The 15,363-nt window shown below is 63.3% G+C and carries 18 protein-coding genes; 4 read left to right on the top strand and 14 right to left on the bottom strand.

The window, feature by feature from the left end; genetic code table 11:
* Nucleotides 1–343: 343 nt before the first annotated feature.
* The 4 genes from K0P03_RS17720 to K0P03_RS17705 all read right to left on the bottom strand — a co-directional run bounded on the left by K0P03_RS17720 (nucleotide 344) and on the right by K0P03_RS17705 (nucleotide 3,184).
* On the bottom strand, nucleotides 344–733 hold the full coding sequence (locus K0P03_RS17720; protein ID WP_023511983.1) for a YkvA family protein: 390 nt from the start codon (nucleotides 731–733) through the stop codon (nucleotides 344–346).
* Between the two features lie 71 nt (nucleotides 734–804).
* On the bottom strand, nucleotides 805–1,113 hold the full coding sequence (locus K0P03_RS17715) for a 4a-hydroxytetrahydrobiopterin dehydratase (protein WP_023511984.1): 309 nt from the start codon (nucleotides 1,111–1,113) through the stop codon (nucleotides 805–807).
* Between the two features lie 77 nt (nucleotides 1,114–1,190).
* Complete coding sequence (locus tag K0P03_RS17710) at nucleotides 1,191–1,916, bottom strand: beta-ketoacyl-ACP reductase (RefSeq protein ID WP_023511985.1); 726 nt, start codon at nucleotides 1,914–1,916, stop codon at nucleotides 1,191–1,193.
* 86 nt (nucleotides 1,917–2,002) lie between these two features.
* On the bottom strand, nucleotides 2,003–3,184 hold the full coding sequence (locus tag K0P03_RS17705) for an acetyl-CoA C-acetyltransferase (protein ID WP_050746108.1): 1,182 nt from the start codon (nucleotides 3,182–3,184) through the stop codon (nucleotides 2,003–2,005).
* Between the two features lie 291 nt (nucleotides 3,185–3,475).
* On the opposite strand from K0P03_RS17705, the gene phaR reads away from it, so the two are divergent.
* On the top strand, nucleotides 3,476–4,054 hold the full coding sequence (phaR, locus tag K0P03_RS17700) for a polyhydroxyalkanoate synthesis repressor PhaR (RefSeq protein WP_024271257.1): 579 nt from the start codon (nucleotides 3,476–3,478) through the stop codon (nucleotides 4,052–4,054).
* Nucleotides 4,055–4,087: 33 nt separating this feature from the next.
* On the opposite strand, the gene K0P03_RS17695 is transcribed toward phaR, so the two are convergent.
* From K0P03_RS17695 to mtgA, 4 genes are all read right to left on the bottom strand, one after another.
* Complete coding sequence (locus K0P03_RS17695; protein WP_024271258.1) at nucleotides 4,088–4,495, bottom strand: hypothetical protein; 408 nt, start codon at nucleotides 4,493–4,495, stop codon at nucleotides 4,088–4,090.
* Nucleotides 4,496–4,666: 171 nt separating this feature from the next.
* Nucleotides 4,667–4,852, bottom strand: a complete 186-nt coding sequence (rpmF, locus tag K0P03_RS17690; protein ID WP_024271259.1) for a 50S ribosomal protein L32 — start codon at nucleotides 4,850–4,852, stop codon at nucleotides 4,667–4,669.
* Between the two features lie 147 nt (nucleotides 4,853–4,999).
* Nucleotides 5,000–5,647, bottom strand: a complete 648-nt coding sequence (locus tag K0P03_RS17685) for a glutathione S-transferase family protein (RefSeq protein WP_272790230.1) — start codon at nucleotides 5,645–5,647, stop codon at nucleotides 5,000–5,002.
* A gap of 74 nt (nucleotides 5,648–5,721) precedes the next feature.
* Nucleotides 5,722–6,477 (bottom strand): monofunctional biosynthetic peptidoglycan transglycosylase, encoded by a 756-nt coding sequence (mtgA, locus tag K0P03_RS17680; protein WP_371687662.1) that lies wholly within the window; start codon nucleotides 6,475–6,477, stop codon nucleotides 5,722–5,724.
* Between the two features lie 135 nt (nucleotides 6,478–6,612).
* Here mtgA and K0P03_RS17675 point away from each other — a divergent pair, with 135 nt between their 5' ends.
* The 3 genes from K0P03_RS17675 to K0P03_RS17665 all read left to right on the top strand — a co-directional run bounded on the left by K0P03_RS17675 (nucleotide 6,613) and on the right by K0P03_RS17665 (nucleotide 9,346).
* Complete coding sequence (locus K0P03_RS17675) at nucleotides 6,613–7,530, top strand: polyprenyl synthetase family protein (RefSeq protein WP_272790229.1); 918 nt, start codon at nucleotides 6,613–6,615, stop codon at nucleotides 7,528–7,530.
* A 4-nt stretch (nucleotides 7,531–7,534) separates the two neighbouring features.
* Complete coding sequence (gene hisC / locus K0P03_RS17670) at nucleotides 7,535–8,590, top strand: histidinol-phosphate transaminase (RefSeq protein ID WP_130517159.1); 1,056 nt, start codon at nucleotides 7,535–7,537, stop codon at nucleotides 8,588–8,590.
* 111 nt (nucleotides 8,591–8,701) lie between these two features.
* Entirely contained in the window at nucleotides 8,702–9,346 is a 645-nt protein-coding gene (locus K0P03_RS17665) for a LysE family translocator (RefSeq protein ID WP_023514624.1), read from the top strand.
* A gap of 19 nt (nucleotides 9,347–9,365) precedes the next feature.
* Here the strand turns inward: K0P03_RS17665 and ispG are convergent, their stop codons facing one another.
* The 6 genes from ispG to fdxA form a co-directional block, all read right to left on the bottom strand.
* Nucleotides 9,366–10,619, bottom strand: a complete 1,254-nt coding sequence (gene ispG / locus K0P03_RS17660; protein ID WP_272790228.1) for a flavodoxin-dependent (E)-4-hydroxy-3-methylbut-2-enyl-diphosphate synthase — start codon at nucleotides 10,617–10,619, stop codon at nucleotides 9,366–9,368.
* 137 nt (nucleotides 10,620–10,756) lie between these two features.
* The gene (locus tag K0P03_RS17655) at nucleotides 10,757–11,950 is read right to left on the bottom strand and encodes an MFS transporter (RefSeq protein ID WP_023514622.1); all 1,194 of its coding nucleotides are present in this window, start codon (nucleotides 11,948–11,950) and stop codon (nucleotides 10,757–10,759) included.
* A gap of 33 nt (nucleotides 11,951–11,983) precedes the next feature.
* The gene (locus K0P03_RS17650; RefSeq protein ID WP_023514621.1) at nucleotides 11,984–12,757 is read right to left on the bottom strand and encodes a DeoR/GlpR family DNA-binding transcription regulator; all 774 of its coding nucleotides are present in this window, start codon (nucleotides 12,755–12,757) and stop codon (nucleotides 11,984–11,986) included.
* 155 nt (nucleotides 12,758–12,912) lie between these two features.
* Complete coding sequence (locus tag K0P03_RS17645) at nucleotides 12,913–13,773, bottom strand: RNA polymerase factor sigma-32 (protein WP_023514620.1); 861 nt, start codon at nucleotides 13,771–13,773, stop codon at nucleotides 12,913–12,915.
* Between the two features lie 262 nt (nucleotides 13,774–14,035).
* Nucleotides 14,036–14,605, bottom strand: a complete 570-nt coding sequence (locus K0P03_RS17640) for a CarD family transcriptional regulator (protein WP_024271261.1) — start codon at nucleotides 14,603–14,605, stop codon at nucleotides 14,036–14,038.
* 369 nt (nucleotides 14,606–14,974) lie between these two features.
* Entirely contained in the window at nucleotides 14,975–15,313 is a 339-nt protein-coding gene (gene fdxA, locus K0P03_RS17635) for a ferredoxin FdxA (RefSeq protein ID WP_037408747.1), read from the bottom strand.
* Nucleotides 15,314–15,363 lie beyond the last annotated feature (50 nt).

Genomic DNA, 15,363 nt, shown 5'->3' with positions numbered 1-15,363 from the left:
GATGACGATTTGATTTATTTTGACTTAATTCAGGTTACCAAACCGTCAACATGCACGCATTTTACTAAGGTCTTCCGCGCCGCACCGGGACAAATTTGCGTCGAAACACGCCGCTGCCTTTCAGGTGTTTTTGCCATTCGCAAAGACACTGTCGTTCTTCGTCGGCACAACTCCGCATGCAAAGCTGCCAAGCCTGTTTGCGGGAAGTGCCGAGAACGGCGGGCGTGCCCAGTCCCCATGTGGTGAGATTGAACCTGTCGAAGCCATTTAAGGCATAAGGAATAGGGCAAGAATTTGACTTCTCGCCCTTGGGTCGAGAACGGCAAGGGCTGCAGCGGGAGGCTCAGCCAGCCGGCTGTGCGTCCGGCTCGTCCGCAAGAGCCTTGTCTGCAGCCACATAGTGGTCTTCGCGGATATGTCCGCGGATGGCGGCGAAGGCGGCCGTCAACACGGCGATGTCGTCGGAAAAGCCGACGAGAGCGAAGAAATCGGGTACGCCGTCGAGCGGCAGCACGAAATAGGCGAGCGCAGCGAGCAGGATGCCGCGAACCTTGGTCGGCGTGCGGGAATCCAGGGCGCAATAGTAGGCGGCGACGAGATCGCGGGAGAACGGCACCTGCCGCATTGCACGCTTGAGGACCGGCCAGAACCGCTTCTTCACGCGGCCCTCCTGACGCTCCTGCTCGTCCTCATCTCCCGGCAGAAGGATCTCGCCGATCTTCACGTCATCCATGCATGGCCTCCTTCAGGTGGCGATGCCGGAAAAACCCGGCGCGAAACATATGGGAACGGCTTCACGGGTCTTCAACTCTTCGTGCGCAGAGCCGCCGCCTTGTCCATTGCGGTCGCCAGCTTGAAGTCCAGCTCCGTCAGTCCGCCCGCATCATGGTTCGTCAACCGCACCTCGACGCGGTTGTAGACGTTGAACCATTCAGGGTGATGGTTGAATTTTTCCGCTGCGAGCGCCCCCTCGGTCATGAAACCGAACGCCTCGCGGAACGATGCGAACTTGAATTTCCTCTCGATGGCGATGCCGTCTTCCGATCGGGCCCAGCCGTCAAGACTTGCCAGCGCTTCGGCGATCGCCGCGTCGTCGAGCTTTTCCTGTTTCATGACGTCGTCTCCTTCTCCGCACTCTACCATAGAAAACGGCGCCCGAAGGCGCCGTGTTCCGTTTGCCGAAAGGCCGGTCAGACGAAGAACTGGCCGCCATTCGCCGAGATGGTCGAGCCGGTGATGAAGCCGGCGTCGTCGGAAGCGAGGAAGACGACGATGCGGGCGATCTCGTCCGGCTCGCCGAGGCGGCCGACGGGGATCTGCGGGATGATCCGCTCGTTCAGCACCTTTTCCGGGATGGCGCGCACCATTTCCGTACCGATATAGCCGGGGCATATGGCGTTGACCGTAATGCCCTTTGCGGCGCCTTCCTGGGCGAGCGCCTTGGTGAAGCCGAGGTCACCGGCCTTGGCGGCGGAATAGTTCGCCTGGCCCATCTGGCCCTTCTGGCCGTTGATCGAGGAAATGTTGATGACGCGGCCGAAGCTGCGGTCGCGCATGCCGGTCCAGACCGGATGGGTCATGTTGAAGAGGCCGGTGAGGTTGGTGTTGATGACCGCGCCCCACTGCTCCGGCGTCATCTTGTGGAACATCGCATCCTTGGTGATACCCGCATTGTTGACGAGGATGTCCACCGGGCCGAGGTCGGCCTCGACCTTGCCGATGCCTTCGACGCAGGCCTCGTAGCTCGCGACATCCCATTTGTAGACCGGAATGCCGGTCTCCGCCTTGAAGGCGTTCGCGGCATCGTCATTGCCGGCATAACTTGCAGCCACCTTGTAGCCGGCCGCCTTCAGCGCTACCGAAATGGCAGCGCCGATGCCCCGCGACCCACCCGTTACCAATGCTACCCTGCTCATGTGGCTCACTCCCCTAGAACTGTTTTTGAGTCGACCCGTCGCCCTGCCGGCGGCAGGTCATGGCAAAGCAGCCCGTAAGCTGATGCTTACATGCTCTCAACGCACATCGCCACGCCCATGCCGCCGCCGATGCAAAGCGTGGCAAGGCCCTTCTTTGCGCCGCGGCGCTTCATTTCGAAGAGCAGCGTGTTGAGGATGCGGGCGCCCGACGCGCCGATCGGGTGACCAATGGCAATGGCGCCGCCGTTGACATTGACGATGGACGGATCCCAGCCAAGGTCCTTGTTGACCGCGCAGGCCTGGGCCGCGAAGGCTTCGTTGGCTTCCACAAGATCGAGATCGCCGATTTTCCAGCCGGCGCGCTCGAGCGCCTTGCGGGAGGCCGGGATCGGGCCGGTGCCCATGATCTTCGGGTCGACGCCGGCCGTTGCCCAGGAGACGATGCGGGCGAGCGGCTGGATGCCACGGCGCGCGGCTTCCGCTTCGCTCATCAGGAGCGCGGCAGCGGCGCCGTCGTTGAGGCCGGAGGCGTTGGCGGCGGTCACGGTGCCTTCCTTGTCGAAGGCGGGGCGAAGCTTGGCCATCGATTCGAGCGTCGCCCCATGACGGATATACTCGTCGGCATCGACGCTGACGTCACCCTTGCGGCCCTTGACGATGAAGGGAACGATCTCGTCCTTGAAGCGGCCTTCCTTCTGCGCGGCCTCGGCCTTGTTCTGCGAGGCGACGGCGAAGACGTCCTGCTCGTCGCGCGAAAGCTGCCACTGCCTGGCGACGTTTTCGGCGGTGATGCCCATGTGGTAGCCGTAGAAGGCGTCGGTCAGGCCGTCCTTGATCATCGTGTCGATCATCTTGAAATCGCCCATCTTCACGCCGCCGCGCAGATGCGCGCAATGCGGCGCCATCGACATGGATTCCATGCCGCCGGCAACGATGATGCCGGCATCGCCCGTGGCGATCTGCTGCATGCCGAGCGCGACGGCGCGCAGACCCGAACCGCAGAGCTGGTTCATGCCCCACGCGGTCGCTTCCTGCGGAATGCCGGCCTTCATGGCAGCCTGGCGGGCCGGGTTCTGGCCTTCACCGGCCGGCAGGACCTGGCCGAGGATCACCTCGTTCACCTCGCCCGCTGCCACGCCCGCGCGCTCCAGAACCGCCGAAATGACCGTCGCCCCGAGCTCATGGGCAGGCGTGTTGGCGAAGGCTCCATTGAAGGATCCGACCGCGGTGCGGCCGGCGCTGGCGATGACGATGGATGGGGTGCTCATATGTGCTTCCTCAGTTCTGACAACCTTGCGGTCGGCCTTGGAACCAGGCCCGGCGCACGAACGGCGCGAGCGTGGCGGTTCTCCCGAAATCAAAACTGGCAAAGCGGAGGGGGAGAGTCAAACGGGATATCCGGCGCCGCTAAAATTTCATGGAAGCGGCGTGCAGCATGAAAATCCATGTTGCGCAGCATTGCTCGCCGCATCGCACAATTCGATTGTCAGCGCGCGTCTTTTTGCCGATACTCGCGAGGACCAAAAAAGAAATGGAAATACGGGGATGAGGAGACCCTAATGGCCAGGAACGACGGTCAGATCGTCATCAAGAAATATGCGAACCGGCGGCTCTACAACACGGGCACGAGCACCTATGTGACGCTGGACGATCTCGCGGTCATGGTGAAGAAGGGCGAGGAATTCACCGTGCAGGATGCCAAATCCGGCGAGGACATCACCCATTCCGTACTGACGCAGATCATTTTCGAGCAGGAATCGAAGACCGGCAACACGCTTTTGCCCATCTCGTTCCTCCGTCAGCTGATCTCCTATTATGGCGATCAGATGCAGATGGTGGTGCCGAGCTATCTCGAGCACTCCATGCAGGCCTTCACCGAGCAGCAGTCGCAGATGCGCGAGCAGATCAACAAGACGTTTGGAGATACGCCGCTCGGCAAGAACCTGCAGGTGCCGATGGCGCTGATCGAGGAGACGACGCGGCGCAACACGGAAATGTTTCAGCAGGCGATGAAGATGTTCTCGCCCTTCGCCAATGCGACGCCGCCGAAGGAGACCCGCAAGGCGGAGCCCAAAGACCTCGACGAGCTGAAGGAACAGTTGCGCGCGCTCCAGACGAAGCTCGACAATCTCAGCTGAGAAAACCGGCCAGCGCGGGCTTGTCCCGCGCTGCTACAGCCCGATCGAAAGGTCTCGGCTCGCCGTGCGGATCGACACGGCAAAACCCGCGATGACATCGATGAACGTGATCGTCATCAGGATGAAGAAGATTTGTGTCGCCGCGCCCTGCACGAGCAGAAATTCGACGAGAAACACCACGAACAGCACCATCGACAGCATGTGATCGAGCAGCGCGCGCGAACCCGGGCGTGTGGCCTTCAGGATTTCCACGAAGAGCAGAACGAGCGCGATGAGGATCAGGAGATCGCCGAAGGCCATCGTCCAGGTCGTGCCGGACAGCATGTTGACCGCTATCACCTCGCTGTCGAGAACGGCGACGCCGCCATCGCCGAAGAGACCGGTCATGGCAAGGTTGTAGAGGGCGAAGGGGATGATCAGCAGCGGTATGGCCAGAAGCATGGGCGGCGGTCTCCTAACGGCCGTCTTCGCACGAGCGGCCCTATGGCCCTCTTAGCCCAAGAATTGGCACAAGAAAATGTCGCTGCGTCGTCGGCCAAGCCTTTCGGGGCGTCTGGCCAAAAGAAAAGGGCCGGCAAGCCGGCCCCTGATCTCAGCTGATGCCGAAAACGCTTATGCGCTTTCCTTCGGCGTCAGAACCTGGCGACCGCGGTACATGCCGGTCTTCAGGTCGATGTGGTGCGGACGGCGCAGTTCGCCCGAGTTCTTGTCTTCGACGTAGGTCGAACCCTTCAGAGCGTCTGCGGAACGGCGCATACCGCGCTTGGACGGGCTCGTTTTTCTTTTCGGTACAGCCATTTCACTAACTCCACTTATCGGGCAAACACATCCACAGGCCACCGGATGGGCGACAGGGACATGTCTTTATCTCGGAAATTGGGCCGGCTTATACACAGCAAAATCCCGCTTGACCAGTCCCCGGGCGGTTTTTTTCGATTCCGCCGGTCAGGCCTCGTCTTCGGGCACGATCCACGGTTCGGCGAGCGCCGCCGTCTGCCACTTCTGCCAGGCCGGGTGCGCCTTCATGCGCGCCATGTAGGCCAGCACGGTTTCGTCGCGGGTCAGGCAATAGGCTTCGAACCGGTTGACGACCGGGGCATACATCGCATCGGCGGCGGAAAAGGCGCCGAACAGGAACGGTCCGCCGGAGCGCGCGAGCGCCGTCTTCCAGATCGTCTCGATGCGGGCGACGTCATCCATGACGCCGTCGGGCAGCTTGATTTCGCTCGGCTTGCGACGGATGTTCATCGGGCAGGCATTGCGCAGCGCGCGGAAGCCGGAGAGCATTTCCATCGATATCGCCCGTGCTTCGGCCCGTGCCGCTGCGTCTTTTGGCCAGATACCAGCGCCAGGAAAGAGCTCGGCGACATATTCGATGATCGCCAGCGATTCCCATACCCGCACCGCGCCATGGTGCAGAACCGGCACCTTCCCGCTTGGCGAGATCTTGATGAATTCCGGGTTGCCGGCGGGAAAGTCGAAGGGGATGACCTTGTCCGTGAACGGCACGCCGGCTGCCGCCATGGCGATCCAGGGCCGGAAGGACCAGGAAGAATAGTTCTTGTTGCCGACATAGAGGATGAGGTTCGACATGGTGTTCCTGCGCTTCTGAGATGACGCAGACCCTAGGCCTTCACCGGAGCCTTCACCAATGAAAAGGCCTGAACCTACTCATAAAGGCATTTGATATATTCGCCCGATCGGCTGGCGCGCCGCTCGATGAGGCGGGCGAGACGCTGCAGACCACGACCCGGTTTTCCGGCGTTGCGCTCATAGGGGTTCGGCAGCGAGACGGCGAGAAGCGCGGCCTGCCGGCGTGAGAGCTTGGCGGCCGGTACCTTGAAATGGTGCTGCGCCGCGGCCTCGATGCCGTAGATGCCGGGACCCCATTCGGCGATGTTGAGGTAGATTTCCATCAGCCGCCTCTTGCTCCAGACAAAGTCTGCCGCGACGGCAAGCGGCAGTTCCATCGCCTTGCGTACGAAGGAGCGGCCGTTCCAGAGGAAGAGGTTTTTCGCCGTCTGCATCGGGATTGTGCTGGCGCCGCGGGTCTGCTCACCGGCCAGCGCCTCGTTGACGACGGCGCGCATCTCGCCCCAGTCGACCCCGCCATGGCGGCAGAACTGGCCGTCCTCGGACATCATGACGGCCTGCACGAGATTGGGTGAGATGTCGTCGAAGTCCACCCACTGCCGGTCGTAGCCGCGCAGGAGCGCGAGATCGCGCAGCATCAGCGTGGAAACCGGCCGCACGAATTCGACCGTGTAGAGCAGGATCAGCACATAGGGCAGCGCGACGATGGCGAGGACGATGAGCACGAGGCGACGCCAGTTCCGGCGAAGCCGGCTCATCCAGCCATCCTTCTCACCGGCCTCTGTCTCCGTGTTGACCGCATCTGCGCGTGTTTCCGGTACGATGTCCAAGAGCCGGCGTCCGTCCTTCCGTCGTTGGGCCTTCATACCGTTACGGCTCGGCAAAAACCAGTCTGCGCCGCGATTCTTTGAAGCAGCCCAGGCATGGCCGTTGCTTCGGCCCGGAGCCCATGCCAAAGAGCGGCCATGAGCGAACGTTACCAGGAATTCCAGTCTCTCCTGAAGGGCAATGCCGAAGCGGTGGAAACACTGCTTGCCACGCTTTTGTCCGGCACTGTCGCGGCGGATGAGATCGCCCGTCCCGAGCGGCTGCTCGCCGCCATGCGCCACGGTGTGCTCAACGGCGGCAAGCGGCTGCGGCCCTTCCTCGTCATCGAATCCGCCGCGCTCTTTCCGGGCGTGGAGCGCATGGCGGCGTTGCGCGTCGGTGCGGCGCTCGAATGCATCCATTGCTACTCGCTCGTGCATGATGACCTGCCGGCCATGGATGACGACGACCTGCGCCGCGGACAGCCGACCGTGCACATCGCTTTCGACGAGGCGGCCGCGATCCTTGCCGGCGACAGCCTGCTGACGCTTGCCTTCGACATCGTCGCGGCACCCGAAACGCATCTGCCCGATGCCACCAAGACGGCGCTGGTGCTGGCACTCGCCCGTGCCGCCGGTATCGGCGGTATGGCCGGCGGCCAGGCGCTCGACCTTGCGGCCGAGACCGAGGCGCCGGACGAGGCGGGTATCGTGACGCTGCAGAAAATGAAGACCGGCGCGCTGCTGCGCTTTGCCTGCGAGGCCGGTGCGATCGTTGCGGGCGCTTCGGCTGAGGAACGGATCTCACTGCGCCGCTACGGCGAAACGGTCGGCCTTGCCTTCCAGATCGCCGATGACCTGCTCGATCTCACTGCCGATGCCGCGACCATGGGCAAGGCGACTGGCAAGGACGCCGATCGCGGCAAGGCGACGCTGGTCGCCCGGCGCGGCCAGACCTGGGCGGAGAACCGATTGCGCGAACTCGTTGCGGAGGCCGAGACGCTTCTTGCGCCGTTCGGCCATCGCGCCGGCATCCTCATCGAAACCGCCCATTTCATCGCCAATCGCAGGAACTGACGCCATGAGCAAATTCTGGTCGCCGATCGTCGCCACGCTCAAGCCCTATGTCGCCGGCGAGCAGCCGCGCATCCAAAACCTCATCAAGCTCAACACCAACGAAAACCCCTACGGCCCTTCGCCAAAGGCGATCGCCGCCATGCAGGCTGCCGTCGCCGACAGCCTGAAGCTCTATCCGGATCCGGGTGCGCTGGCGCTGCGCCAGTCGATCGCCCGTTTCCACGGCGTGGATGCGGATGAGGTTTTTGTCGGAAACGGTTCCGACGAGGTTCTGGCGCATGCCTTCGTCGCGCTTCTCAAGCACGACAAGCCGCTCGTCTATCCCGATATCACCTACAGCTTCTACCCGACCTATTGCCGGCTCTTCGACATCCGGGCGGAGGAGATTGCGCTGAAGGACGATTTTACCATCGACCTTTCGGACTACGACCGGCCCTGCGGCGCCATCATCCTGCCGAATCCGAATGCCCCCACGGGCATCGGCCTGCCGCTTTCGGCGATCGAAAAACTGGTCGCCGGGCACCCGGACCAGCCCGTGGTGGTGGACGAGGCCTATATCGATTTCGGCGGTGAGAGCGCGATCCCGCTGACCCGGAAATACGACAACCTGCTCGTCATCCACACACTGTCGAAGTCCCGCTCGCTGGCGGGTCTGCGCGTCGGCTATGCCATCGGCCGGCGCCCGCTGATCGATGCGCTGGAACGTGTCAAGGACAGCTTCAACTCCTATCCGCTCGACCGTGTCGCGCAAGCCGGTGCCGCCGCCGCGATCGACGACCGCGAATGGTTCGACGAGACGCGGGGAAAGGTCATCGAAACGCGTGAACGCATCACCGGAGCGCTCCGCCAGCGCGGTTTCGAGGTGCTGCCCTCGCAGGCGAACTTTGTCTTCGCCCGTCATCCCGGCCATAGCGGCGAGGCGCTGGCGAAGGGGTTGCGCGAGCGCGCCGTGCTGGTGCGCCACTTCGCCAAGCCGCGTATCTCTGATTTCCTGCGCATCACCATCGGTACGCCCGAGGAATGCGACCGGCTGATCGCGGCGGTCGAGGAGATCGTCTGACGTTTTCGGACGATACCCGCCTCCGCCGAACACGGGGACATGTGGTGCAATTCTCCCGCTAGGCGGTGAAAAGGCGATCGGCTATCGTCTGCCGATAGCCACCGGTGCCTCATGACCGATCTCACACCCTACCTGCCGCAGCTCGCCGTCGCCTGGACGGCCTATTTCATCGCCACGGCGTCGCCGGGGCCGGCGATCATCGCCATCATCGCGACCTCGATCAGCCGGGGCCGACGGGCCGGACTGGCACTGGCCTGCGGGGTGCTGACGGGATCCTATATCTGGGCCATCCTCACGGCTTCCGGCCTTTCCGCCCTCATTCGTACCTATGGCGAGGCGATCGTCGTCCTGAAGATCGTCGGCGGCTGCTATCTGCTCTGGCTGGCGTGGAATGCCTGGCGTGCGGCGCGCCGGAGCGAGGAGGTCTATCGCATGCAGATGGCCGCAATGCCCGCGCTGTCGCCGCGCCGGCAGTATCTCAAGGGCCTCGGCATCCACATCACCAATCCAAAGGCGATCTTCAACTGGATCATGCTGACGTCGCTCGGCATGCCGCCGGGCGCGCCGGGCGAGGTCATGGCGACGTTCATTGCCGGCTGCATGGCAATCGGGGTCTGCGTCTTCCTCGGCTTCGCGCTGGTCTTTTCGCTCGGCCCGGTGCACCGGGCCTATCTCAGGGCGCGCCGCGCCATAGAGGGCGTCATGGCCGCCTTCTTCGCCTTTGCCGGCTTCAAGCTGCTGACGGCACGGCTGTGATCGCGCAAGGGCAGCCCGCCTATTCGGCGGCTGCCTGGCCCTGGCCGTAGCGCTTTTCGATATAGTCGTTGACCAGCGTCTCGAATTCGCCGGCGATATTGGTGCCGCGCAGCGTCATCGCCTTCTTGCCGTCGACATAGACGGGGGCGATCGGCAGTTCGCCGGTGCCGGGCAGCGAGATGCCGATATCGGCATGTTTGCTTTCGCCGGGCCCGTTGACGATGCAGCCCATGACCGCGACCTTCAGCCCCTCGACGCCCGGATATTTCTCCCGCCAGACCGGCATGTTCTTGCGGATATCGTCCTGGATCTTCTGGGCGAGCTCCTGGAAGACCGTGGAGGTGGTGCGCCCGCAGCCCGGACAGGCGGCGACGACGGGAATGAACTGGCGAAAGCCCATGACCTGCAGCAGTTCCTGCGCCACCTGCACCTCGCGGGTGCGGTCGCCGCCGGGCTCGGGCGTCAGCGAGATGCGGATCGTGTCGCCGATGCCCTGCTGCATGAGGATGCCCAGCGAGGCGGAGGAGGCGACGACACCCTTCGTGCCCATGCCGGCCTCCGTCAGGCCTAGATGCAGCGCATGGTCGGAGCGCGCCGACAGCATCGCATAGACGGCGATGAGGTCCTGCACGTTGGAGACCTTCGCCGAGAGGATGATATGGTCGCGGGCAAGGCCGATCTCTTCGGCAAGCTCGGCGGACAGCAGCGCGGACTGGCAGATCGCCTCGCGCATCACCTGCTGGGCGGTCAGGGGAAAGCCCTTGTCCTGGTTCTCGTCCATCAGCCGGGTCAGGAGTTCCTGGTCGAGGGAGCCCCAGTTGACGCCGATGCGGACCGGCTTGTCGTGGCGGATTGCCGTCTCGACGATCGCGGCGAACTGCTTGTCCTTCTTGTCCTTGAAGCCGACATTGCCGGGATTGATGCGGTATTTTGCCAGCGCCTCGGCGCAGGCCGGATGATCGGCGAGCAGCTTGTGACCGATATAGTGGAAGTCGCCGACGAGTGGCACGTCCATGCCGAGCCTGAGCAGGCGCTCGCGGATCTTCGGCACCGCCGCCGCGCTCTCGTCGCGGTCGACCGTGATGCGCACGATCTCCGAGCCGGCGCGGTGAAGGGCCGCGACTTGCGCCACCGTCCCGTCGATATCGGCCGTATCCGTATTGGTCATCGATTGCACGACGACAGGTGCGTCACCGCCGACGAGCACGCCGCCGACATCGACGCCGACGGACCGGCGCCGCGGCTTCGGTTCAAAGTCGAAGGAGAAGGACATTCGGGAGCCTCTTGCTCGAAAACCGGCCGCATGCGGCATCGCGCGCGCGGCCTTTGCCCTCAGGTGGATCAGGAAACCGGGCTTGTCAACCATTGGGGCCGGAACGCGCGACGATTTGATTGCCGCGCGTCCTGCGTTCAGGGGCGTTCGCGCACGTCGGCATGCACGGCGTGGTGCGAGAGCAGCAGCACAACGACGAAGAGTACCGGCAAAAGGGCGAAGATGATGGAAAAGCCCGTATGTTCGGCGATGAAACCGATGACGGAGGGGGCGAAGAGCGAGCCGGAATAGCCCATCACCGTCGCGACGGAGAGTGCCACACCCTGGGCAAAGCCCGGCAGGTTGCCGGCGGCGGAAAAGGCGATCGGCACCATGTTGGAGATGCCGATGCCGCAGATGGCGAAGCCGAGCATGGCCATATAGGCATTCGGCGCCAGCCCCGCGACCACCATGCCGATCATCGCCATGACGGTGCAGAAACGCAGCGTCTTCACTGCGCCGAAACGGTCGCGCACATGGTCGCCGGCAAAGCGCATGGCGGCCATGGTGAGCGAGAAGGCGCCGAAGGCGAAGCCCGAGAGCGCCAGCGAAGCGCCGAGTTCGTCGCGCATGTAGAGCGCGCCCCAATCAAGGATCGCGCCTTCCGGCACCATGGAGAACAGCGCCATGAGGCCGATCATCCAGGGCAGCAGCGTCATCGGCAGGCGCACCTTCTGGCGCTCCTCGTTCGGATGCGGCGCATCGTGCAGCACGAAGGGCCAGGTAACGGCGAGCGTGGCGGCGCCCAGCACGGTCAGCAGGACCGCATGGCCCAACACGCCGAGCGTCTCGATGAGGAAGCCGCCGGTTGTGGCGCCGATAAAGGCGCCGAGGCTCCAGAAGGCATGGCAGGACGACATGATCGCGCGCCGCATGGATTTTTCGACCTCGACCGCATTGCCATTCATCGCCACATCCATGGCGCCCATCAGGCCACCGAAGAGGAAGATGGCGAGCGCGCCGAGCGGAACGGTCGGGGCAAGGGACAGCAGAATGAGGGGCAACAGGAAGAGGACGGATGCTGCCTTCACCGTACGGGTGGTGCCGTAATGCGCGATCAGGAAACCGGCGATCGGCATCAGCACGAGCGAGCCGATGCCGAAGCACATGATCATCAGACCGAGGCCGGATTCGGAGAGCGACAGGCGGCTGGCGAATTCCGGGATCTTGGGTGCCCAGGCGCCGGCGAAGGTGCCGTTCAGCAGGAAAAGGCTGGAGACCGCCAGCCGTGTCGGCGGGAAGGCGGTTTTCGCGAAGCTGCTGCCTTTGATGGCATTTTCGGGCGTCGTCATGGGAGGTCCGTTTCAGGATGCTGGGAGAGGCGCCTATCCGGCCCGCAGGGTGTCGATGCCGGCGGCGGCGAGCACCGCCGCCTCCGTTTCACCCGCATCCGCCTCGATCACGGCGCTTGCCACGCGGGACAGGGGGGCGACAGAATAGGGAGCTGCGGTGAAAAGCTTGTCATTGGTGACGATGACGATCACCGTCCGGCTGCGGGAGGCGACGAAACGCTTGAATTCCGCCTCCTCGAAGCTGTCGGCTGTGACGCCGGCCTCGGGATCGATGCCGCAGACGCCGAGCACCAGCACGTCCGGCCGAAGGGCCTCGGCGTCCCGCATCGCCTTGGCGCCGATCGCCGCGCCCGAGCGGGCATCGATCAGTCCACCAAGCTGGATCGTCGTGATGTCGTGCTCGAGCAGCGCGGCCGCAATGGCCGGCCCGTTGGTCGCGACGGTGAGGCCTGCGGCTTGTGGCAGGGCGCGGGCGAGCGCGACATTGGTGCTGCCGGCATCGAGAAAGACGGTGGCGCCGGCGGGGATGAGGCCGGCGGCGGTGCGGGCGAGCGCTGCCTTGCGCTCACCGGCGATCGCCATGCGCTCGTTCATCGTGGTGGAGGCGTGCGTCATGCGCAGTGCGCCGCCATAGACCCGGCGGCAGAGGCCGGAGGCGGCCATTTCACGCAGATCTCGCCGGATCGTGTCTTCCGACACGCCCAGCTCCTGCGCCAGTTCCGCCGCGATGACCCGCCCCGAAAGGTCGAGCCGCGCGCGGATCAGGTCTTGTCGTTCCCCGAGCAGAAGAAGGTCCTGTCCAGACATTACCGAATCCAATCGTGCATGATTGCGTAGCAATGCGCACAAGTCGGCAGAAACGTCAATGAACGGGGACAATCACATTTGATTGCTGTCCGAAACGGGGCGGTTTTACAGAGGGGGCCGGAAACGAGCGGAGGCCCCCTTGGGGAAGCCCGCCGTCAGGCGTAGGCGAAGTCCGTGGTCTTGCCGACCAGAACGGAGCGTAGCTTCTCCAGCGCGCGGTTTTCGATCTGGCGCACGCGTTCCTTGGAAATGCCGAGCACGGCGCCGAGTTCCTCGAGCGTTGCTCCGTTTTCCGCCAGTCGCCGGGCACGAATGATCTTCATTTCACGCTCGTTAAGCTGGCCGAGGGCGGCGTGTAGCCAGTGATGGCGGCGTTCGCCGTCGATGCTGCCTTCCGCCTGCTCGTCGGGAAGCGGTGCGTCACTGGTGAGAAAATCGAGCCGGTTTGAGCCTTCGCCTTCGGCGGAGGAGATTGGCGCCTGGAGCGAAACATCGGAGGAGGAAAGGCGGGCATCCATGGTGCGCACGTCGGCGGTGCTGACCCCGAGCGCGGCGGCGATCTCCTGATGCATCGCCTCGGCGGTGAGGTGGGTGTCGCCGCGCGCAAGGCGCGCGCGCAGGCGTCGCAGGTTGAAGAAGAGCGCCTTCTGCGCCGAACTGGTGCCGCCGCGTACGATCGACCAGTTGCGCAACACATAGTCCTGGATGGAGGCGCGGATCCACCAGCTGGCATAGGTGGAAAAGCGGACCTGCCGTTCCGGTTCGAAACGGGCGGCCGCCTCCAGAAGGCCGATGTAGCCTTCCTGCACGAGGTCGCCCAACGGAAGGCCGAAATTCCGGAACTTTCCGGCCATGGAAACCACCAGCCGCATATGGGCCATGGCGATGCGGTTGCGCGCTTCCTGATCCTTGTTGTTCTTCCAGGCCTGGGCGAGTGCCTGCTCTTCGTCCCGTTCGAGATAGGGCGCGGACATTGCGAGCTTGATCATGCGGCGGTCTGCGGTCGTCGTAGCCATGGGGGTCTCTCCACGTTAACCGAACCGGCGCAAGGAGGCCTGTTTCTGCCTCTGGTCTTGCGCCCTGCTTGATGATGACGTTTCGTAAAGGCCGGCGGATCGCTCGAAATCGGCTTTCAAGAAAATAAAGTGGCGAGCCACCTCCGCGGCCGCCCGAAGCCGGTCGTCTTCGGGGTGGAAAACGACCCAGGGCCGGAAAAGTTCCCACAAAAAAACCCGGCTGTTGCCAGCCGGGCTTTAAAATCGAACGTACCGCCCTAGATCAGGCCGCCTCGTCCTGCGAGTCGTCCTCGTCGATGGTCTTGCCGCGCTTCGGACCCTTGGCGAGGTTCGTTTCAACGAGGCGAACGGCTTCGGTTTCCGACATCTTGTTGACGGCGGCGATTTCACGGGCCATGCGGTCGAGCGCGGCTTCATAGAGCTGACGCTCGGAATAGGACTGTTCCGGCTGATTTTCCGCGCGGTAGAGGTCACGGACCACTTCGGCGATCGAGATCAGGTCACCCGAATTGATCTTGGCATCATATTCCTGCGCGCGGCGCGACCACATGGTGCGCTTCACGCGGGCCTTGCCCTGGACAACCTTCAGCGCGCGTTCGACGAAATCGGTCTCCGACAGTTTGCGCATGCCGATCGAAACGGCCTTGGCAACCGGCACCTTGAGACGCATCTTGTCCTTTTCGAAATCGATGACAAAGAGCTCAAGCTTCATGCCGGCGACTTCCTGCTCCTCGATGGCCACAATCTGGCCAACGCCGTGAGCGGGATAGACGATCGATTCACCGGTCTTGAAACCCTGGCGCGTGGAAGATTTCTTCTGCTGGGTCGTCATTCTGTTCAAATACTCCCTGTTACGCTCCCGGCATGGCCGGGTGGGTCCGGGGACCCGGGAAAGACGGGGGCACCGTTGCGGTGTCACCACTCTGGTCCGTCCGCCATGCGCAAAAAAGGTCCCTGGCGACGCGTTCACATTTGAGCAACCGGAGCTGCCTATGGGAGGTGAGCGGCGTTGAGGGATCGTTTGCTTTCGTGGTGGTGTTCGGGCACGCAAAATGCCGCGATGTGGATCAGTATCCGGACCCTACCACAAAAAAGTGCCGAAATCAATAATTTGCTTCGCATGGGTCATCAAGCCTGTCCCATCGCCTTTTGACGGGAGCACGCTTTTTTCCCCAGCTTCGGTTGCCGCCCTATGCGGCGATCAATCGCCCTGGCCCGGATTGGGAGAGAAGTATTTCTCGTACTTGCCTTCCTCTCCGTCCATTTCCTTCGCTTCCGGCATCGCATCGCGCTTGACCGTGATGTTGGGCCAGACGGCGGCGAATTCCGTGTTGATCTTCAGCCATTTGTCGAGGCCCGGTTCGGTATCCGGCTTGATCGCCTCGGCGGGACATTCCGGTTCGCAGACACCGCAGTCGATGCATTCGTCGGGGTGGATGACGAGGAAATTCTCACCCTCGTAAAAACAGTCGACCGGGCACACTTCCACACAGTCCGTGTACTTGCAGCGAATGCAGTTGTCGGTCACGACATACGTCATGAGGAACTCCAGAATCGTCATAAGGCGGGCGCGGACGAGACCATCCGTCA

The organism is Shinella sp. HY16 (assembly GCF_028534175.1).
Lineage (GTDB): Bacteria > Pseudomonadota > Alphaproteobacteria > Rhizobiales > Rhizobiaceae > Shinella.
This window is presented reverse-complemented; position numbering and strand designations above follow the sequence as displayed.